At 36.9% G+C, this 21,516-nt stretch carries 20 protein-coding genes; 16 read left to right on the forward strand and 4 right to left on the reverse strand.

Going from position 1 to position 21,516, the window contains the following annotated elements; genetic code table 11:
- The first annotated feature begins 97 nt into the window (after positions 1-97).
- Positions 98-1,030 carry a homoserine O-succinyltransferase MetA gene (gene metA / locus ACYIAJ_RS07385; protein ID WP_483564598.1) on the forward strand — a complete coding sequence of 311 codons (933 nt, stop codon included), beginning with the start codon at positions 98-100 and terminating at the stop codon, positions 1,028-1,030.
- A 95-nt stretch (positions 1,031-1,125) separates the two neighbouring features.
- Here the strand turns inward: metA and dtd are convergent, their stop codons facing one another.
- From dtd to rpsT, 4 genes are all read right to left on the reverse strand, one after another.
- Complete coding sequence (gene dtd, locus ACYIAJ_RS07390; RefSeq protein ID WP_483559877.1) at positions 1,126-1,560, reverse strand: D-aminoacyl-tRNA deacylase; 435 nt, start codon at positions 1,558-1,560, stop codon at positions 1,126-1,128.
- Positions 1,561-1,567: 7 nt separating this feature from the next.
- Positions 1,568-2,413, reverse strand: coding sequence for a virulence factor BrkB family protein (locus ACYIAJ_RS07395; RefSeq protein WP_483564599.1), 846 nt, complete (start codon positions 2,411-2,413; stop codon positions 1,568-1,570).
- Between the two features lie 8 nt (positions 2,414-2,421).
- Positions 2,422-3,048 carry an SPOR domain-containing protein gene (locus ACYIAJ_RS07400; protein WP_483559873.1) on the reverse strand — a complete coding sequence of 209 codons (627 nt, stop codon included), beginning with the start codon at positions 3,046-3,048 and terminating at the stop codon, positions 2,422-2,424.
- 126 nt (positions 3,049-3,174) lie between these two features.
- Complete coding sequence (gene rpsT, locus ACYIAJ_RS07405) at positions 3,175-3,438, reverse strand: 30S ribosomal protein S20 (RefSeq protein ID WP_091350046.1); 264 nt, start codon at positions 3,436-3,438, stop codon at positions 3,175-3,177.
- Positions 3,439-3,662: 224 nt separating this feature from the next.
- On the opposite strand from rpsT, the gene pgk reads away from it, so the two are divergent.
- The 15 genes from pgk (at position 3,663) to ACYIAJ_RS07480 (ending at position 21,510) form a co-directional block, all read left to right on the forward strand.
- On the forward strand, positions 3,663-4,826 hold the full coding sequence (gene pgk, locus ACYIAJ_RS07410) for a phosphoglycerate kinase (protein WP_483559872.1): 1,164 nt from the start codon (positions 3,663-3,665) through the stop codon (positions 4,824-4,826).
- A 74-nt stretch (positions 4,827-4,900) separates the two neighbouring features.
- On the forward strand, positions 4,901-5,980 hold the full coding sequence (fbaA, locus tag ACYIAJ_RS07415; RefSeq protein WP_483564600.1) for a class II fructose-bisphosphate aldolase: 1,080 nt from the start codon (positions 4,901-4,903) through the stop codon (positions 5,978-5,980).
- A gap of 187 nt (positions 5,981-6,167) precedes the next feature.
- A complete protein-coding gene (rplK, locus tag ACYIAJ_RS07420) occupies positions 6,168-6,596 on the forward strand; it encodes a 50S ribosomal protein L11 (RefSeq protein ID WP_034884321.1) in 429 nt (142 codons plus the stop codon).
- Between the two features lie 3 nt (positions 6,597-6,599).
- Positions 6,600-7,301, forward strand: coding sequence for a 50S ribosomal protein L1 (gene rplA / locus ACYIAJ_RS07425; RefSeq protein WP_065638974.1), 702 nt, complete (start codon positions 6,600-6,602; stop codon positions 7,299-7,301).
- 231 nt (positions 7,302-7,532) lie between these two features.
- Positions 7,533-8,030 carry a 50S ribosomal protein L10 gene (rplJ, locus tag ACYIAJ_RS07430; RefSeq protein WP_065635705.1) on the forward strand — a complete coding sequence of 166 codons (498 nt, stop codon included), beginning with the start codon at positions 7,533-7,535 and terminating at the stop codon, positions 8,028-8,030.
- A 59-nt stretch (positions 8,031-8,089) separates the two neighbouring features.
- Positions 8,090-8,458 carry a 50S ribosomal protein L7/L12 gene (gene rplL / locus ACYIAJ_RS07435; protein WP_085247025.1) on the forward strand — a complete coding sequence of 123 codons (369 nt, stop codon included), beginning with the start codon at positions 8,090-8,092 and terminating at the stop codon, positions 8,456-8,458.
- Between the two features lie 246 nt (positions 8,459-8,704).
- On the forward strand, positions 8,705-12,733 hold the full coding sequence (rpoB, locus tag ACYIAJ_RS07440; RefSeq protein ID WP_483559868.1) for a DNA-directed RNA polymerase subunit beta: 4,029 nt from the start codon (positions 8,705-8,707) through the stop codon (positions 12,731-12,733).
- A gap of 90 nt (positions 12,734-12,823) precedes the next feature.
- Entirely contained in the window at positions 12,824-17,041 is a 4,218-nt protein-coding gene (gene rpoC / locus ACYIAJ_RS07445) for a DNA-directed RNA polymerase subunit beta' (protein WP_483559866.1), read from the forward strand.
- Between the two features lie 83 nt (positions 17,042-17,124).
- Complete coding sequence (locus ACYIAJ_RS07450) at positions 17,125-17,436, forward strand: antibiotic biosynthesis monooxygenase family protein (RefSeq protein ID WP_085247022.1); 312 nt, start codon at positions 17,125-17,127, stop codon at positions 17,434-17,436.
- Positions 17,437-17,792: 356 nt separating this feature from the next.
- Entirely contained in the window at positions 17,793-18,389 is a 597-nt protein-coding gene (locus tag ACYIAJ_RS07455) for a LemA family protein (protein ID WP_085247021.1), read from the forward strand.
- Between the two features lie 8 nt (positions 18,390-18,397).
- A complete protein-coding gene (locus tag ACYIAJ_RS07460) occupies positions 18,398-19,306 on the forward strand; it encodes a TPM domain-containing protein (protein WP_483559864.1) in 909 nt (302 codons plus the stop codon).
- A 378-nt stretch (positions 19,307-19,684) separates the two neighbouring features.
- Complete coding sequence (locus ACYIAJ_RS07465; RefSeq protein ID WP_483559862.1) at positions 19,685-20,014, forward strand: transcriptional antiterminator; 330 nt, start codon at positions 19,685-19,687, stop codon at positions 20,012-20,014.
- A gap of 47 nt (positions 20,015-20,061) precedes the next feature.
- Positions 20,062-20,430 (forward strand): SFCGS family glycine-rich protein, encoded by a 369-nt coding sequence (locus tag ACYIAJ_RS07470; RefSeq protein ID WP_160403972.1) that lies wholly within the window; start codon positions 20,062-20,064, stop codon positions 20,428-20,430.
- A 13-nt stretch (positions 20,431-20,443) separates the two neighbouring features.
- On the forward strand, positions 20,444-20,737 hold the full coding sequence (locus ACYIAJ_RS07475) for a DUF4312 family protein (RefSeq protein WP_483559860.1): 294 nt from the start codon (positions 20,444-20,446) through the stop codon (positions 20,735-20,737).
- A gap of 20 nt (positions 20,738-20,757) precedes the next feature.
- Complete coding sequence (locus tag ACYIAJ_RS07480) at positions 20,758-21,510, forward strand: DUF4311 domain-containing protein (protein ID WP_160403970.1); 753 nt, start codon at positions 20,758-20,760, stop codon at positions 21,508-21,510.
- The last annotated feature ends 6 nt before the right edge of the window (positions 21,511-21,516 follow it).

The following is a 21,516-nucleotide window of genomic DNA, read 5'->3' on the forward strand; positions in this document are numbered from 1 at the left end:
GACAAATAATCTAAAACGCACTATATTTAGCTATATGGATTTCTAGACGTCTATTTTAGAGGTTTAAAATAACTTATCGTTTTTAGGAGCTTTTGTTATGCCTATTTGTATTCCTGATTCATTACCGGCTGTTGATGTATTACGTAATGAAAATGTATTTGTTATGACTTCATCACGCGCTAATACTCAAGAAATTCGTCCTCTTAAGCTTCTTTTTTTAAACTTAATGCCTAAAAAAATCGAGACTGAAAACCAGTTTTTAAGATTACTTTCTAACTCATCTTTACAAGTTAATATTCAGTTATTGCGTATTGACCAACGCGAATCAAAAAATACACCTGTCGAGCATTTAAATAGTTTTTATTGTGATTTTGATGATATTCGCGAACAGAATTTTGATGGACTAATTATAACGGGAGCACCACTAGGTAAGGTCCCTTTTTCTGATGTTGTGTATTGGCCTAAATTAACTGAAATTATAACATGGGCAAAAGAGCATGTTACTTCAACCATGTTTGTTTGTTGGGCTGTGCAGGCTGCTTTGAATGTATTATATGATTTACCAAAATTTACTCGTACCGAAAAATTATCCGGTGTTTATCAGCATCAAAATAATCAACCCAATGCTATTTTAACACGTGGTTTTGACGATACTTTTTTAGCTCCCCATTCACGATATGCTGATTTTCCTATTGATGAAATAAAAAAACATACTGACTTAACCATTTTAGCTGAATCTGATATTACTGGTCCTTATTTGATGGCAACTACAGATAAGCGGATGGTATTTGTGACTGGTCATCCTGAATATGACTCTGCAACACTGGCAAATGAATACTATCGAGACTTAAATGCAGGCATTCAACCTGATATGCCGTTTAATTATTTCCCTAATGATAATCCTCATTTAGCACCAAAAGCTACATGGCGTAGCCATGCCTATTTATTATTTAGTAATTGGCTTAATTATTATGTTTATCAGTTAACACCATTTGATTTAACTACCCGAAATTTAACAATTGATGATTGATAAATATAAGAAATGTTGAAAGGTTATCAGTTATGGCCCTTAAATATTTCAATAAGTTGTCGAATATTACACTAAATGTGGCTTTAGTTATGTGATTAAACTTGTAGCCAAAATGTCACAGGACCATCATTAATTAATGATACTTGCATATCAGCAGCAAATTGTCCCGTTTGGGTCGTTATTTGTTGTTTACATTGTTCGACAAAAAGTTGATAAAGCCTATCAGCTTCATCTGGCTTGGCACCTTTAGTAAAACTCGGACGCATTCCTTTTTTAGTGTCTGCCGCTAGGGTAAATTGAGAAACTACTAATACTTCACCATTAGCTTGTTTAACGTTTAAATTCATTTTTCCTTCGCTATCACTAAAAATGCGATAGCCTAATACTTTTTCACATAAACGAATTGCTTTTTGCTCGTCATCACTTTGCTCAACACCGAGTAAAATCAGCAACCCCTGATTAATTTGTCCAATAATGTTATTGTTTGTTGTGACGCTAGCTTGTTTTACTCGTTGGATTAAGGCAATCATAAATTAATTACTCTGTTGTTAAAGGTTGATTCTTAAAGGCGTGTTTTTTTTGTCGGTTATAGTCAGTTAAAGTTGCAGCAAACTCGGCACCGAACAAAATAATACACCATGAACAGTAGATCCAAACTAACATGATGGGGATAGATGATACTACTCCGTAAATGAGTTGGTATGTTGGAAATGAAGTAACATAAAGCGCAAATGCTCGTTTGCCTAATTCAAATAATATTGCAGCTACAAATGCTCCAATCATCGATTCTTTAAAAGGCACAGATTCGGTCGGAATAATGCTATAAAGCAACCAAAATCCGAATACAGAAATAATAAAGGGAAGGGTACTAAGTAAAATAGTGTTTGTTGTGGCTGTCGAAAACCAATTTAGTGAGAATATGTAAGAGCTCACAGCCACACTTGAACCAACTAAGATCGGACCTAAAGTTAAAATTGTCCAGTATATGGTTAGGTTATACATGAAAGAGCGTTTTCGTTTGGTTTTCCAAATATGATTAAGTGTTGTATTAATTGAGTTAATTAGTAATAGTGATGTAACAATTAAGCCAATTACCCCTAAAAAAGTCATTTTTTTAGTATTGGATATGAATTGTTCTAGATAATTTTGAATAGAATCACTAGCAGTGGGAACAAGATTTTTATAAATCAATTGTTTTAATGAAAGACTAGCTTCGTTAAAAATCGGAAAAGCTGACAATAAGGAGAAAATAACAGTAATAAGTGGTACTAGTGCAAGTATCGTAGTATAAGCGAGCTCAGCAGAAGAGGTTGTTAGACGATCGTGGTTAATACGATTCCATAACATTTTCATAAAGAGCTGTATTTGCTTAAGTGATTTCATTATTTTTTCTAGTTAGAAATGGCACAATCATTAATCCCATTACTATTTAATGAGTTTAATACCTTATCTGCATCTTTTTTGTTGGTATATGGCCCTATTGTGACTCGATATAACTGGCCTGGAGAAATATTAGCACTAATACCGGTCATTGCAAGCTTAGCCCTTAGTGTATCAGCATTAGACTTATCCTTAAATGCACCACATTGTAGTAGCCATTTATTGGTAACAGTTTGTGTTGGCGATGATGTTATATTTATTGTTTGATTTTGTGTCGCTGAGTTTTCTTTCGAGGAAGACACTGTAGTTTGAGTATTATTAATAAAACTATCCAAGATTTGTTGTCTTTCACTTGCAACTGAATTTGATGTTGAAGCGTAGTTTGCATTAGGGGTTTCTAACTCTTTAAGATATGTCCAACGCTCTTGAGGTTGCTCCGGTAGAGTTATTGTCGGAGCCTGAGTTTTTACTTTTGGCGCTTCAACGGTTTTTTTAGGCGTATTATTCGCAACAAAATAGAGAATAGCAGAAAATAGAATAATGACAATAATGGCCAAAAATATCATTAAATTAGGCGTATTTCGTGACTTATTTTTTTTTGACTGGCTCTTTTTTCTAACATAATCACGCTGAACCACAATAGACTCTCTTCTATTTTATTAACATTACATAAATAATTAGTATACAAATAAAAAAAGTGGTTTACACCACTTTTTGTCATTTTTTCTTTAACTATGATAGTTAACAATTAACAAATAAAGCTATCAACCCAATGCTTTAATTTGCTTAATTAAATTTGCTTTATGGCGCGCAGCTTTATTTTTGTGGATTAAGCCACGAGCCGCTTGACGGTCAACAACTGCTTGCATGTCTTTGAATGCTACTTCAGCTGTTTGTTTATCACCAGCTGCAACAGCTGCGTAAACTTTTTTAATATAAGTACGCATCATTGAACGGTTACTAGCATTATGTTTACGACGTTTTTCGGATTGAACCGCACGTTTCTTAGCTGATTTGATATTAGCCAAAGTCAACTCCCAAGTTTATATAAAAATTACATATTAATAAGGTGGCAAAATATGCCTGATTTTCTCTCTTTTGTCAATGCTGTTGCATAAAAAATATGATCGGTAATTTTTATCTTTATAATAAATGTTTACTATTCGACCAATAAAGCCTATAACCTAAAAAGAAATTTTATGTTAGAATATCGAAAGTTTTATTTTTATTCTATTTTATAAGAGGAAGTATCATGTCTATTATTAGAATGCAAGATCTTGATCTAAAAGGAAAACGTTTATTCATTCGCTCGGATCTTAATGTGCCGGTCAAAAATGGTAAGGTCACTTCCGATGCGCGTATTAAAGCATCATTACCTACTATTGAAGATGCCATCAAAAAAGGTGCTAAGGTAATGGTTACCTCTCATATCGGTCGACCAACAGAAGGAGAATATAACCCAGAATTCTCTTTACAACCTGTTGTTGATTATTTAAAAGAACATGTGTCATTCCCTGTTCGTTTAGTAAAAGATTACCTAGATGGTGTTGATGTTAAAGAAGGTGAATTAGTTGTTCTTGAAAACGTCCGTTTTAATGTTGGAGAAGGCAAAGATGATGAAACTCTATCTAAAAAATATGCCGCTCTTTGTGATATTTATGTGATGGATGCGTTTGGTACTGCTCACCGTGCTCAAGCATCTACTCATGGTGCTGGTAAATTTGCGCCAGTTGCTTGTGCAGGTCCATTATTAGCAGCTGAACTTGATGCATTAGGTAAAGCTTTAGATAATCCAGCAAGACCAATGGTTGCCATTGTTGCTGGTTCAAAAGTATCAACTAAATTAACTGTGCTTGATTCTTTATCAAAAATTGCTGACCAAATTATTGTTGGTGGTGGTATTGCTAATACTTTCATCGCTGCTGAAGGCTATAATGTAGGTAAATCACTTTACGAAGCAGATCTCATTCCTGAAGCTAAAAAATTGATGGCTAACTGTGAAATTCCTGTTCCAACTGATGTACGTGTTGCAACTGAATTTAGTGAAACAGCTACTGCAACTGAAAAATCGGTTAAAGATGTTAAGGAGAATGAGCAAATTCTTGATTTAGGCGATAAATCAGCTGAGGTATTAGCAGATATCATTAAAAATGCTAAAACCATTTTATGGAATGGTCCTGTGGGGGTTTTTGAGTTTCCTAATTTCCGCCGAGGTACTGAAATTGTTGCGAAAGCAATTGCTGATAGCCAAGGATTCTCAATCGCGGGTGGTGGTGATACCTTAGCGGCAATTGATTTATTTGGTATTGAAGATAAAATCTCTTATATTTCAACTGGTGGTGGTGCTTTTCTTGAATTCGTTGAAGGTAAAAAACTACCTGCTGTAGCTATGTTAGAGGCTAGAGCAAAAGCGTAATACTGGTTCAATAGGAAGGATGGGGAAAATACTCATCCTTTATTTTTATGATAGATAAATTTATAGGTAACAAAATGACTACAAAGATTTCTGATGTCGTTAAACCTGGTGTAGTAACTGGTGATGATGTTCAAAAAGTATTTCAAATCGCTCGCGAAAATAATTTTGCATTACCCGCAGTTAACTGTGTAGACACTAATACAATCAATGCTGTTATTGAAACAGCAGCAAAAGTAGGTTCTCCTGTTATTGTCCAATTCTCAAACGGAGGGGCCCAATTTATTGCCGGTAAGGGCTTAAAATTAGAAGGGCAAGAATGTGCTATTCTAGGGGCAATTTCTGGTGCAAAACACGTTCACCTTATGGCTGAAAAATACGGTGTTCCGGTTATTGTTCATACCGATCACTGTGCTAAAAAATTACTTCCATGGATTGATGGTTTGCTTGAAGCTGGTGAAACGCATTTTGCTAAAACAGGTAAACCTTTGTTTTCTTCTCATATGATTGATCTCTCAGAAGAAACATTAAAAGATAATATTGACATTTGTTGTCAGTATCTTGCTCGTATGTCTGCAATGAAAATGACATTGGAGTTAGAATTGGGGTGTACTGGTGGTGAGGAAGATGGTGTTGATAACAGCCATATGGATAGTTCGGCACTTTATACTCAACCAGAAGATGTTGCATACGCTTATGAACGTTTAAGTGCTATTAGTCCTCGTTTCACTATTGCAGCATCATTTGGTAATGTTCATGGTGTTTATAAACCAGGTAATGTTAAGTTAACGCCTAAAATTTTAGATAATTCACAAAAATATGTATCTGAGAAGTTTAGTTTACCTGCAAAATCATTGAACTTTGTTTTCCATGGTGGTTCTGGTTCTACACCTGAAGAAATTGCTGAAGCAGTAAGCTACGGTGTTATTAAAATGAATATTGACACTGATACACAATGGGCAAACTGGTCTGGTATTTTAGATTACTACAAAGCAAATGAAGCTTACTTACAAGGACAATTAGGTAATCCAGAAGGTATCGATGCTCCAAACAAAAAATACTATGATCCGCGTGTGTGGTTACGTAAAGGACAAGATTCTTTAATTGCACGTTTAGAGCTAGCATTTAAAGAACTTAACGCAATAAACGTTCTTTAATTTTTGTGTTTATTTAAACTAAAACAGGGCTATCGCCCTGCTTTTCGTTTATTCTATTTTAAATTAAGTCTTGCATTTTTATTTGAGTTATAGGATAATCTTGCCCTCATTTAACTTAGGGGAGCTGTCTATTTATTAATAGCTATTATTAATAGAGGCGTTTGCACCCGAGCAAAGGAAACTAAAAATGGCAAAAAAAGTACAAGCTTACATCAAGTTGCAAGTAGCAGCTGGTGCAGCAAATCCTAGTCCACCAGTTGGTCCAGCTCTTGGTCAACACGGTGTTAATATCATGGAGTTCTGTAAAGCGTTTAATGCAAAAACAGAAAGCATGGAAAAAGGATTACCAATTCCTGTTGTAATTACAGTATATTCAGACCGTTCATTTACATTCGTAACTAAAACGCCTCCGGCTGCAGTTTTATTAAAGAAAGCTGCTAAAATCAAGTCTGGTTCTGGCGAACCTAACAAGAAAAAGGTAGGTAAAGTAACGAGTGCGCAAATTCGCGAAATCGCTGAATTAAAAGCTGCAGATATGAATGGTGCTACCATTGAAACGATGATGCGTTCTATTGAAGGAACAGCTCGTTCAATGGGCTTGGAAGTGGAGGGTTAATCAATGGCTAAATTATCTAAGAAAGCTAAACTTATCCGCGAAAAAGTGAATGCGACTAAGCAATATGAAATTAATGAAGCTATCGCTTTATTAAAAGAACTCGCTACCGCTAAATTTACAGAAAGTGTTGACGTTGCCGTTAATTTAGGTATCGATTCACGTAAATCAGACCAAAATGTTCGCGGTGCAATTGTACTTCCACATGGTACTGGACGTAGTGTACGCGTTGCTGTCTTTACTCAAGGGGCAAATGCAGAAGCAGCTAAAGAAGCAGGTGCTGAATTAGTGGGTATGGACGATCTTGCTGATCAAATCAAAAAAGGCGAAATGGATTTTGATGTTGTTATCGCATCACCTGACGCTATGCGTGTTGTTGGTCAATTAGGTCAAATTTTAGGACCACGTGGCTTAATGCCAAACCCTAAAGTTGGGACTGTTACCCCTAACGTTGCTGAAGCTGTAAAAAATGCTAAAGCAGGTCAGATTCGTTACCGTAATGATAAAAATGGTATTATCCATACAACTATCGGTAAAGCTGATTTTGATGCAGATAAGCTTAAAGAAAATTTAGAAGCATTACTTGTTGCGTTAAAACGTGCAAAACCAGCATCTTCTAAAGGTGTATTTGTTAAGAAAGTGAGTCTTTCTACTACAATGGGTGCTGGTGTTGCTATTGATCAAGCAACATTGAATGCAACTGTTTAATGATTTTTATCGTTAAACAAAGAAATCGGTTGGTGTCTGGCCTTAACCAGACCCCGTCCAAGACCGTAGGTGTAGTTGAAGTTTGACTACTTAATTTTCCTACGTAGACGGTGACAGAACCTGATAAGATATATATAGAAGGATTCTGCTCATCGTGGTTGTGCTAGTTACATTTGTAGCTAGTGAAAATTAGTCTAGGCTTTTGCCTAGTATAATCCAGGAGCAATACCAATGGCACTAAATCTTCAAAATAAACAAGAAATTGTTGCTGAAGTTAATGAAATCGCCAAAGGTGCGCTATCTGCAGTTGTTGCTGATTCTCGTGGCGTAACTGTAGAAAAAATGACTGCATTACGTAAATCTGCTCGTGAAGCGGGTGTTTATATGCGTGTTGTTCGCAATACGCTATTACGCCGTGTTGTTGAGGGTACTCAATACGAGTGTTTAAAAGATACGTTTGTTGGTCCTACTCTAATTGCATTTTCAAATGAGCACCCAGGTGCTGCAGCGCGTCTCTTTAAGGCGTTTGCGAAAGAAAATGACAAATTTGAGATTAAAGCCGCAGCCTTTGAAGGTGAGTTAATTACTGCAGCGAACATTGATCGCCTAGCAACATTACCTACTTATGAAGAAGCATTAGCTCGCTTGATGTCAACCATGAAAGAAGCCGCAGCTGGCAAATTGGTTCGTACTCTTGCAGCGGTTCGCGATCAAAAAGAAGCTGCTTAATTGGCAGTTTGATTGTGAATTTTATCAATTAAAAAAATGTAAATTTGGGAAACTATATTATGTCTATCACTAAAGAACAAATTTTAGATGCAGTTGCTGAAATGTCTGTTATGGATGTTGTTGAACTTGTATCAATGATGGAAGAAAAATTTGGCGTTTCTGCAGCCGCAGCAGTTGCAGTTGCAGCAGCAGGTCCAGCTGAAGCAGCAGAAGAAAAAACTGAATTTGATGTAATCTTAAAAGATGTTGGCGCTAATAAAGTCGCTGTTATCAAAGCAGTTCGTGGTGCAACAGGTTTAGGCTTAAAAGAAGCTAAAGATCTTGTTGAATCAGCTCCAGCAACAGTTAAAGAAGGCGTTAGCAAAGCTGATGCTGAAGAACTTAAAAAAGCGCTTGAAGAATCAGGTGCAGTTGTTGAACTTAAATAAGTTTATCAACAACGCGGCAAATGGCTGGGGGTTTTATACCTCCAGCCTTTTTGCGCTATAACAAGTTAAAGAATTTTATTTGAAGATTATCAATAAAAGTAATAAAGAGATAGTATATTTATTAAGCCTAATCAATTGATATTTATAGATATTTTCGATGAGGTGTCAGGTGTTATCAATTAGTGGTAGTATTCCTGATGAATATTTAATCATGCTAAAATAGCAGATAAGCAAGTTGAGGAACTAATGGTTTACTCTTATACCGAGAAAAAACGAATTCGTAAGAATTTTGGTAAGCGTCCACAAGTCTTGGATATACCGTATCTTCTTTCTATTCAACTTGATTCGTTCCAGAAATTTATTGAGCAAGATCCAGAAGGACAATATGGCTTAGAAGCTGCATTCCGTTCAATATTTCCGATAAAAAGTTATAGTGGTAACGCTGAGTTACAATATGTGAGCTTTAAGATGGGCGAACCTGTGTTTGATGTTAAAGAATGTCAAATCAGAGGGATCACTTACTCAGCACCGTTGCGCGTAAAATTACGTTTAGTTATTTATGATAAAGATGCGCCAGAAGGAACAGTTAAAGATATTAAAGAGCAAGATGTCTACATGGGCGAAATCCCTTTAATGACGGACAATGGTACATTTGTGATTAATGGCACAGAGCGTGTAATCGTATCACAATTACATCGTAGTCCTGGTGTGTTCTTTGATAGTGATAAAGGTAAAACACACTCTTCTGGTAAAGTTTTATATAATGCTCGAATTATTCCTTATCGTGGCTCTTGGCTTGATTTTGAATTTGATCCAAAAGATAATCTTTTTGCTCGTATAGACCGTCGTCGTAAACTTCCAGCAACAATTATTTTGCGTGCGTTAGGTTATGAAACAGAAGAAATTTTAGATATCTTCTTTGAAAAAACTGTTTTTGAAGTTAGCAAATCTAAGTTAAAGATGGATCTTGTTCCAGAGCGTTTACGTGGTGATACAGCACTATTTGATATTGAATCAAAAGGTAAAATTTATGCTGAAAAAGGCCGACGTATTACCGCTCGTCACATTCGTGAATTAGAAAAAGATAAAGTTAGCAAAATTGATGTACCAGTTGAATATATCGTTAATAAAGTTCTGGCTAAAAATTATATTGACGAAGAAACAGGAGAGGTAATTGCTTTTGCCAATACACCGATCTCATTAGAGCTATTACTTCAATTAACCAATGCTGGATATAAAAAAATAGAAACTTTATTCACTAATGATTTAGATCATGGTGCATTTATTTCTGAAACATTAAATGTCGATTCAACTCGTGATCGACTAGGTGCGTTAGTTGAAATTTATCGCATGATGCGTCCGGGCGAACCACCAACAAAAGAAGCCGCTGAAGGACTATTTGATAATTTATTCTTCTCTGACGAACGTTATGATTTATCCGCTGTTGGGCGTATGAAGTTTAACCGTTCTTTAGGGCGTGATGATATTGAAGGCGAAAGCGTTTTAACGAAAGATGATATTGTTGACGTAATGAAGAAATTAATCGCTATTCGTAACGGTCACGGTGAAGTTGATGATATCGACCATTTAGGTAATCGTCGTATTCGTAGTGTTGGCGAAATGGCAGAAAACCAATTCCGTATTGGTTTAGTTCGTGTTGAACGAGCTGTGAAAGAGCGCTTATCTTTAGGTGATCTTGATTCACTAATGCCACAAGATATGATTAATGCTAAACCAATTTCAGCAGCGATTCGTGAATTTTTTGGTTCAAGTCAGCTATCTCAATTTATGGATCAAAACAACCCATTATCTGAAATTACCCATAAACGTCGTATTTCAGCATTAGGTCCAGGTGGTTTAACGCGTGAACGAGCAGGGTTCGAAGTACGTGACGTACATCCAACGCATTATGGTCGTGTATGTCCAATCGAAACGCCTGAAGGCCCAAATATCGGTTTAATTAACTCATTAGCGGTTTATGCTCGTACCAATGAGTATGGATTTTTAGAAACACCATACCGTCGAGTGATTGATGGTGTCGTAACTGACGAAATTAATTATTTATCAGCAATTGATGAAAGTGAATTTGTGATTGCTCAGGCAAACTCAAACCTTGATGAAGATGGTCGTTTTAAAGAAGACTTAGTGACTTGTCGCTTAAACGGTGAGTCCGGCTTATATAGTCCAGAACAAGTTCATTATATGGACGTATCAACCCAACAAATCGTATCAGTTGGTGCATCATTAATTCCATTCCTTGAACATGATGATGCGAACCGTGCCTTAATGGGTGCGAACATGCAACGTCAGGCAGTACCAACGTTGAAAGCGGAAAAACCGTTTGTTGGAACCGGGATGGAGCGTGCTGTTGCGGTTGACTCAGGTGTAACAGCTGTTGCTCGCCGTGGTGGTACAGTTCAATATGTTGATGCATCACGTATAGTGGTTAATGTTAACGCTGATGAAATATATGCTGGTGAAACTGGTATTGATATTTATAACTTAACTAAATATACCCGTTCTAACCAAAACACTTGTATCAATCAAATTCCATGTGTGGAATTAGGCGAAAAAGTTGAACGTGGCGATGTTCTTGCCGATGGTCCATCAACTGACTTAGGTGAATTGGCATTAGGTCAAAATATGCGAGTGGCTTTCATGCCATGGAATGGTTACAACTTTGAGGATTCTATTTTAGTTTCTGAAAAAGTGGTACAAGATGACCGTTTTACATCAATTCATATTCAAGAATTATCTTGTATTTCTCGTGATACGAAGTTAGGTGCAGAAGAGATTACGGCGGATATTCCAAATGTTGGTGAAGCTGCATTATCTAAACTTGATGAATCAGGTATTGTTTATATCGGTGCTGAAGTTCAAGGTGGCGATATTCTGGTCGGTAAAGTAACTCCTAAAGGTGAAACACAATTAACGCCAGAAGAAAAATTGCTGCGTGCAATTTTTGGTGAAAAAGCATCTGATGTTAAAGATACTTCATTGCGCGTACCGAATGGTGTTTCAGGTACAGTTATTGATGTTCAAGTGTTTACTCGTGATGGTGTACAAAAAGATAAACGTGCGCTTGAAATCGAAGAGATGCAACTTAAACAGGCAAGAAAAGATTTAACTGAAGAACTTAAAATCTTAGAAGCTGCATTGTTTGCTCGTATCCGTGATGTACTAATTTCGGGTGGAATCAAAGCTGATAAATTAGATGCTTTACCACGTGAAAAATGGTTAACAATCGGTATTGCAAATGAAGATAAACAAGCTCAATTAGAACAGCTTGCTGAACAGCACGAAGAAATCAAAGCTGAATTTAATAAAAAACTTGAAGCTAAACGCATGAAGATCACACAAGGTGATGATTTACAACCGGGTGTGCTCAAAATTGTTAAAGTTTACTTAGCGGTCAAACGTCAAATTCAGCCAGGTGATAAGATGGCTGGTCGTCATGGTAACAAAGGGGTTATCTCTAAAATTAACCCAATTGAAGATATGCCATATGATGACAAAGGTCGTCCTGTTGATATCGTATTAAATCCACTAGGTGTTCCGTCTCGTATGAATATTGGACAGATCCTAGAAACTCACTTGGGTATGGCTGCTAAGGGTATTGGTCAGAAGATTGATGCGATGTTAAAAGAACAGCAGGAGTTAGCTAAATTACGTGAGTTTATTCAAAAAGCTTATGATCTTGGTTTAGGCGCTGCACAAAAAGTTAATGTAGCAGAATTCACCGACCAAGAAGTCATGAATTTGGCGCAAAACTTGCGTAATGGTATGCCACTAGCAACACCTGTGTTTGATGGTGCTAAAGAGCAAGAAATTAAAGCCTTACTAGAGCTGGGTGATTTACCAACTTCAGGTCAAATTACGTTGTATGATGGTCGTACAGGTGAACAATTTGAACGTCCAGTTACTGTAGGTTATATGTATATGCTTAAATTGAATCACTTAGTTGATGATAAAATGCATGCTCGCTCTACTGGTTCATACAGTCTGGTTACTCAACAACCATTGGGCGGTAAAGCTCAATTTGGTGGTCAACGTTTTGGTGAGATGGAAGTATGGGCACTTGAAGCATATGGTGCAGCTTATACCTTACAAGAAATGTTAACCGTTAAATCAGATGACGTAAACGGCCGTACTAAGATGTATAAAAATATTGTAGATGGTGATCATCGTATGGAGCCTGCGATCCCAGAATCATTTAATGTACTATTAAAAGAGATCCGTTCGTTAGGTATTAATATCGAGTTAGATGAAGAATAATTTTTGCTAACTTAAATGATTTCTATTTATAGGGATAACTTATTAGCAATAATAAGTTATCTAATTGGTTTAACTCCATAGGAGTCAATTGTGAAAGACTTACTAAAGTTTCTAAAAGCACAAACAAAAACAGAAGATTTTGATGCTATCAAGATAGGCCTTGCTTCTCCTGATATGATTCGTTCATGGTCTTTTGGTGAAGTTAAAAAACCTGAAACAATTAATTATCGTACGTTCAAACCTGAGCGCGATGGATTGTTTTGTGCGCGTATTTTTGGACCAGTAAAAGATTATGAATGTTTATGTGGAAAATATAAACGTTTAAAACACCGCGGTGTAATTTGTGAAAAATGTGGAGTTGAAGTAACTCAAGCTAAAGTACGTCGTGAACGTATGGGACACATTGAACTAGCATCACCAACTGCCCATATTTGGTTTTTAAAATCATTACCATCTCGTATCGGTTTATTACTTGATATGCCTCTTCGCGATATTGAACGAGTGCTTTACTTTGAATCATTTATGGTTCTTGATGGTGGTATGACGAACCTTGAACGTGGTCAGATTTTAACTGAAGAACAATATTTAGATGCGTTAGAAGAGTTTGGTGACGAATTTGATGCTCGCATGGGGGCAGAAGCTATCCAAGAGTTATTACGTAATATTGATGTGCAAGCAGAATGTGAAGCACTACGTGATGAACTCGCTACCACTAATTCTGAAACTAAGCGTAAAAAGCTGACCAAACGTATTAAGATTATTGAAGCATTTATTCAATCAGAAAATAAACCTGAATGGATGATTCTGAACGTATTACCTGTGTTGCCACCAGATTTACGCCCATTGGTTCCACTTGATGGCGGACGTTTTGCAACATCAGATCTTAATGATCTTTATCGCCGAGTTATTAATCGTAATAACCGTTTAAAACGTTTATTAGACTTGGCTGCACCAGATATCATTGTACGTAATGAAAAACGTATGTTACAAGAATCTGTCGATGCGTTATTAGATAATGGTCGTCGTGGTCGTGCGATTACTGGTTCAAACAAACGTCCATTGAAGTCACTTGCTGATATGATTAAAGGTAAGCAAGGTCGTTTCCGTCAAAACTTATTAGGTAAACGTGTTGACTATTCTGGTCGTTCTGTAATTACTGTAGGTCCATACTTACATTTGCATCAGTGTGGTTTACCGAAGAAGATGGCTCTTGAATTATTCAAACCATTTATTTACGGTAAATTAGAGCGTCGCGGTTATGCAACAACCATTAAAGCAGCGAAGAAAATGGTTGAGCGTGAAGATGCAATTGTATGGGATATCTTAGATGAAGTTATCCGCGAACATCCAGTATTACTAAACCGTGCACCAACATTGCATAGATTAGGTATTCAAGCATTTGAACCGATTCTAATTGAAGGTAAAGCCATTCAATTACACCCATTAGTTTGTGCGGCGTTTAATGCTGACTTCGATGGTGACCAGATGGCGGTTCACGTTCCATTAACGTTAGAAGCACAATTAGAAGCTCGTGCGTTAATGATGTCAACCAACAATATTCTTTCACCGGCAAGTGGTGAGCCTATCATCGTTCCTTCACAGGACGTGGTTTTAGGTCTTTACTATATGACTCGTGATAAAGTCAATGCCAAAGGTGAAGGCATGATATTAACCGGTCCTAAAGAAGCTGAAAAGCTATATCGTTTAGGTCTAGTTGAATTACATGCTAAGGTTAAAGTCCGTATTACTGAAAGCCAACGTAATAGTGTAGGTGAGTGGGAAGATACCACCTCGGTGGTTGATACAACAGTTGGTCGTGCAATTTTATGGTTAATTATGCCAAAAGGGATGAGCTTCTCTGTTATCAATCAACCTTTGGGTAAAAAAGCGATCTCTAAAATTTTAAATATCTGTTATCGCCAATTAGGCATGAAAGATACGGTTATTTTAGCTGACCAAATCATGTACACTGGTTTTGCTTATGCGGCGCGTTCAGGTGTATCAGTTGGTATTGATGATATGGAAATTCCAGCGAAGAAATCACAAATCATCAACGAAGCTGAAATTGAAGTCGCTGAAATTCAAGAGCAATTCCAATCTGGTTTAGTAACTGCAGGTGAACGTTATAACAAAGTTATCGATATTTGGGCTGCCGCTAACGAACGCGTTGCTAAAGCGATGATGGATAACTTATCAACTGAAAAAGTAATTAACCGCGAAGGCGAAGAAGAAGTTCAATCTTCTTTCAATAGCATTTACATGATGGCCGACTCAGGTGCGCGTGGTTCTGCAGCACAGATTCGTCAGCTGGCTGGTATGCGTGGCTTGATGGCAAAACCAGATGGTTCGATTATCGAAACACCTATCACTGCGAACTTCCGTGAAGGATTAAACGTACTTCAATACTTTATCTCTACGCATGGTGCGCGTAAAGGTCTTGCGGATACTGCATTAAAAACAGCGAACTCAGGTTATTTAACTCGACGTTTAGTTGATGTGGCACAAGATTTAGTGGTGATTGAAGATGACTGTGGCACCTTAGAAGGCGTGGTGATGACACCTGTTATTGAAGGCGGTGATGTTAAAGAGCCACTTCGTGAACGAGTATTAGGTCGAGTCACAGCTGAAGATGTATTAAAACCTGGTAGTGCAGATATCTTAATTCCACGTAACACATTGCTTGATGAAAGTAAATGTGACTTACTTGAAGCAGAATCTGTTGATAGTGTTAAAGTGCGTTCAGTGGTTTCTTGTGATACTGATTTTGGTGTGTGTGCAAAATGTTATGGTCGTGACTTAGCACGCGGTCACTTGGTCAATAAAGGTGAAGCAATCGGTGTTATTGCGGCGCAATCAATTGGTGAGCCAGGTACACAGTTAACCATGCGTACGTTCCACATTGGTGGTGCGGCATCGCGAGCGGCTGCTGAATCAAGTGTTCAAGTTAAAAACAAAGGTAGCATTAAATTAACTAATGCTAAATTTGTAACTAACCCAGACAAGAAACTGGTAATTACCTCACGTAATGCTGAATTAACCATTATTGATGACTTAGGTCGAATGAAAGAAACCTACAAAGTGCCTTATGGTTCGATTTTAAGTAAAGGTAATGGTGTTTCGGTTGATGCCGGTGAAACAGTGGCTAACTGGGATCCACATACTATGCCAGTTATCTCTGAAACTAAAGGTTTTGTTCGTTTTGTGGATATGGTTGATGGTCAAACTATTACTCGTCAAACTGATGAATTAACTGGTTTATCATCTATTGCAATATTAGATGTAGCAGAACGTACTGGTGTAGGTAAAGATTTACGTCCAGCTATCAAAATTGTTGATGCTAAAGGTGATGATATCTATCTTGCTGGTACAGAAATGCTTGCGCAATACTTTTTACCTGGTAAAGCACTAGTACAGTTAGAAGATGGCGCTGAAATCAATATTGGTGATACACTTGCTCGTATTCCACAAGCATCTGTTGGTACCAAAGATATCACCGGTGGTTTACCTCGGGTTGCTGATTTATTTGAAGCACGTAAGCCAAAAGAACCGGCTATCTTGGCTGAAATTGACGGTATCATTTCATTCGGTAAAGAGACAAAAGGTAAACGTCGCTTAATTATCACGCCATTAGATGGTAGTGAACCATATGAAGAGATGATTCCAAAATGGCGTCAACTTAACGTATTTGAAGGCGAACAAGTTGGCCGTGGTGATGTGATTTCTGATGGTCCTGAATCTGCGCATGATATTTTACGTCTACGTGGCGTTAATGCGGTAACTCGATATATTGTTAACGAAGTTCAAGAAGTTTATCGTCTACAAGGTGTAAAAATTAACGATAAACACATTGAAGTTATCGTACGCCAAATGTTACGTAAAGCAACGGTTATTCATCCGGGTGGCTCTCGTCTACTTGAAGGTGAACAACTTGAAGTTTCACGCTTGAAGATTATCAACCGTGAACTTGAAGCGCAAAATAAAGAACCAATTGTTTACTTACACGATTTACTTGGTATTACTAAAGCATCATTAACGACTGAATCGTTTATTTCTGCCGCTTCGTTCCAAGAAACAACGCGCGTCTTAACTGAAGCAGCAGTAGCAGGCAAAAATGACGAATTACGTGGCTTAAAAGAAAACGTAATTGTTGGTCGATTAATTCCAGCTGGTACGGGTTATGCTTACCATAAAGAACGTTTACGTAAACGTGCAATGCCATCAACTGATGAGATTCAAACAACAATTTCAGCGGAAGAAGCAACCGCTAATTTAGCTGAATTGTTAAATTCTGCTGAAGAGAATCAATAGTCTCATTCGGTTTAATATACAAATAGCACGCATGGCGTGCTATTTTTTTATGTCATGTTATAAAACTATAAAAGGAGATCGGTATGTATATTGTAATGAACCGTTTTAAAATTAAACGGGGTAGCGAAGATACATTTATTGAAATATGGCGAAATCGTGATAGCCATCTGAAAGAAATGAAAGGGTTTAACCGTTTTTACTTTTTACAAGGAAAAACAGAAGAAAATTATACACTATTTTCTTCATTTACTGAGTGGCAATCTAAAGCTGATTTTGAAGCTTGGGTTAATTCTGAACACTTTAAACATACCCACCGTAATACGAATAACCGACCAAATAACAGTGATATTTATTTTGAGTCGGCACAATTAGAGTGTTTTGACGTTATATTATAATAAATTCAGATCTCAAGTTTGACATAAATGCAAAAAAGATAATTTAGCTATTTATCATTTATTCAGTCAGTCCAACAAAGTTTTGTGAGCAATAATAAATTGATTTGGACGCCGATATGACAATAACAAAGGTACCTAAAATCTAGCAGTAAACGTCGGATTTATTATATAACTAGTTGATTTTATTTAAAGTGCAAAAAATAAAAACTTCAATAAAATCAATACCTTTCCTGACTGATTTTTAGTTAATAAAATATAGCCAAGCACAAGTGTGTAAAGGTTTTTATATTCCTTGACAGGAACATTCCCCTTTTCTTAAACTGTTCGTAAAATAAACAACAATTTCAGGCGTACGGATGAAAATCAAATCGTTATTAATCATTGTAGTGTTAGTTGTTATTGGGGCGTTTATCTATTTTACAAGTTACAATGGCATCCAAACAAAGGACGAAAAGGTGGTGGCCGCATGGTCTGAAGTACTCAATCAATACAAGCGTAGAGCTGATTTAGTCCCTAATTTAGTCAATACCGTAAAAGGTTATACCACACATGAAAAAGAAGTTTTAATCCAAGTAACTGAAGCTAGAGCAAAAGTCGGATCGATTCAGATTAATGCTGATCAGCTAACTAACCCTGCTACATTCTCAAAATTCCAACAAGCACAATCAGAATTGAGTTCAGCATTAAGTCGCTTAATCGCAGTAAGTGAAAACTATCCAGAACTGAAAGCCAACACCCTTTATCAAGATTTAATGAGTCAGCTTGAAGGTACTGAAAATCGCATTACTGTTGCGCGCGGGCGATATATCGAAGCGGTGCAAACATTTAATATCTATATCCGTAAGTTACCGACTAAATGGATTGCTGATAGCTTAGGAAAACAACCAAAACAGCAATTTACGGTTGATGATGAAAAGCAAATGTCTAATCCTCCCGCAGTGAATTTTGGATAATTATTATCGTGAAAAAATATTTTCTATGTAGCATATTGTTCATAATTAGTTGGCTCAGTTATGGGCTAACTGATATTCCCGCATTCAAACATCGAGTGATTGACACGACTAATACATTAACATCGTCACAATTAAGCACACTTGAAGCAAATTTGAGTGATTATGAAAAATCACAGACAGACGGGAAACAAATAGCGGTTTTAATGATCGCTAAGCTTGATAATGAAACCATAGAACAATATGCAGATAGAGTCTTTATTCAATGGAAAATCGGTGAAAAAGGACAAGATAATGGTATCTTATTACTAATAGTAAAAGATGACAAACGTATGCGCATTGAAGTTGGTTATGGATTTGAAGGAACCATTACCGATTTAGTTGCTAGCCATATTATTCGCGAACAATTAGCTCCACAGTTTCAGAAAAATAACTATTATCAAGGTATTGACAATGCATTGTTGGTACTGAAACAAAAAATTGATAATTCTAACCCAAAAGATGATGATACTCAGGGCCAAAATCTCAATACTTTATTGGCGGGGGACTTTGGTTCCAAACTAATTAACTATGGACTAGTATCATTTTTTATCTGTTTCTTACTAACCAGTCTATTTATCACCAAAGTCAGTGCCAAACGAAGTTTAGGAACAGGTTTACTCAACGGACTGTCTATTGGTGGATTTACTTTATGGCAAGGTTACCCAGTACATATCGCATTACCTCTGTTATTTTTAGCTTTCGTTGTCAGCACCATGATAAGCGGCATTTTAACTGCTAGAGGTGGCGGTGGTGGCAGTAACCGCCGTGGTGGGGGCGGTTTTGGTGGGTCTGGTGGTGGCTTCGGTGGAGGATCTGGTGGCTTTAGCGGTGGCGGAGGCGGCCGCAGCGGAGGTGGGGGGGCATCCGGTAGTTGGTAATACAATTAATCCTATCACAACATCTAGTTAAATATTAACGACTAAAAAACACTCAGAAAAGTTATTGATTTTATTTGAATTTTTGTTGATTTTTAGAGCTTTTAATTAAAGGATAAATAGATTTTCCCAGTCAATCTTAGGCTAGGCGTGCTTTTAAGTGGAAAGCTAACTTTAGCTTATTTTATGATCTAAATCACAAAATTGAACATAAATTAAATTTGTAAATTATTAATTTAAGAATAACAAAGCCTGTCTATTACTGCACTTTCCTATCTTTATAACAAATTTCCTGTTGTTGATGGAAAAAGTCTCTATCCAAATTGATTCTCATTTCATTTAGGCTTAAATCATCCTAAAACAATAATATGTACATAGATTATGAACCAAATAAAATTCCGAATGATCGAAGATAATCTTGATCCAGAATTAGTTACAAATCAAACTATTGAAATAATTAATGATTGGTTATCTGAATGTCAAATTTTTCAAAATGATATCCAAAAGGCGATGTTGTATTCCCACGTTAAAGCTATGGTGGAAAGAGCAAAAAACTTAGAAAGGCTTCCCGAAGTCGATCCAACACTTTTTGGTGAGCTTTCAGAAGAATCATTATCGTTAGCACGTAGAACGGTACAATTATTCAATAAATTACCAATGGAAGAGGCTTATTTATTAGCGGTGCATTATGAAGTCGCTAAGGCAAACTAAAACAAATACTAGACATTCTAAAATGAAAATTAAATAGGAGAAATATTATGGCTGAAGTAGTCATTGTTATTGGCGATAGAATGGGAAAAGGGCAAAAAATTGCAGAAGGTATTAATTCTGTAGAGGGGTGTCGTGCAATTGTCATTCCCGGTATGGCTGCAGATATGAAATTAGGCGATGTAATGAACAGCGAAAAGGCTGATTTAGGACTTTCTTTTTGCGGTAGTGGTGGAGCAGGTGCTATTACGGCACAAAATAAATATGGCTACCTACAACGCCATGGTATGCGATCAATTGAAGAGGGCGAAACAGCTATCAATGAAGGATGTAAAGTTCTCGGTTTTGGCTTTATGGACACAAAAGAGCTAGGACAACGTATCGCAAAAGCATTTTTGAAAAAATATCCACGTTCATAAGCGGAAAATCAGCATGAAAAAAGAGCAGATACTTGTCAGAGTAAAAGGTCATGGTAATGCTAAGCAACAAGCATTTGCTATCGCTTTAAGTCAGGTTCAAAAACAAGTATTGAAAAATACCAATAATATTATGTTGCGCATTGAACCGATTGATGTTCAAGTTGTATCAGCAGTAGAAAAGACAACCATAGAGCGTTTTTTGTTTGTTTTTTTACCAAGAAAAAAGACTTTTTATGAAATCACGCTTGATGTATCTGTTAATGTAACTTTTGTTGATTTAAGTGACATTGAATTTACCACTAAATAACATAACGTAAAAGGGAAGTTATGGAAATTTTAATTATTGCATTCAAGTCTATTATTATCGGTGGACTTTGTGGTTTTAGCGTTGGTGCTGGGGCGGCTCGAATGTTTCACGCGCCAACGTATCAAGGTATGGGAGCATTTCGCACATTAGGTGAGCTTAATTCTTGCGAAGGGGATCCTGCTGCACATTTTTCTTTTGGCCTCGGATTTTTCTTTAATGCTTGGGCTTCATCTGTTGCCGCTGGCTCTTTTACTCAAGATGTTGATCATCGTATCATTCCAAATTGGGGGGCAGCGTTACTGATGGTAAAAAATCGTAATATTACCGAAACGTTACATGATCCGAAAAAAATGGCATTTGTGTGCACAATTATTGGTGTACTTGTTGTGCTATTTTTAAATACCACAACTTCAGCAATCCCCGATTCGTTGAAGATTACAGCAACTAAAGTACTTGTTCCTGCTGCCAATTTACTTGTAGCAACTGTCATGCCGGTTATCTTTTGGTTAGCTGCGTTAGACGCTGGGCGAAGAAGTGGTTTTTGGGGAACACTATTTGGCGGGCTTGCACAGTTAATTATGGGGAATGCTGTACCAGGACTTGTATTAGGTATTTTGATAGGTAAAGGTGTGGATGATAGTGGTTGGAATCGTGTGATGAAGATCATGTTGGTTGCCGTTATTATCTTATTTGTCATGAGCGGATATTTCCGTGGCTTTGATATGAAGATGATTAACTCTTTTAGAGATGGTCTATCTTATTGGTTTAAATAGTATAGG

Source organism: Gilliamella sp. X-46, assembly GCF_057063525.1.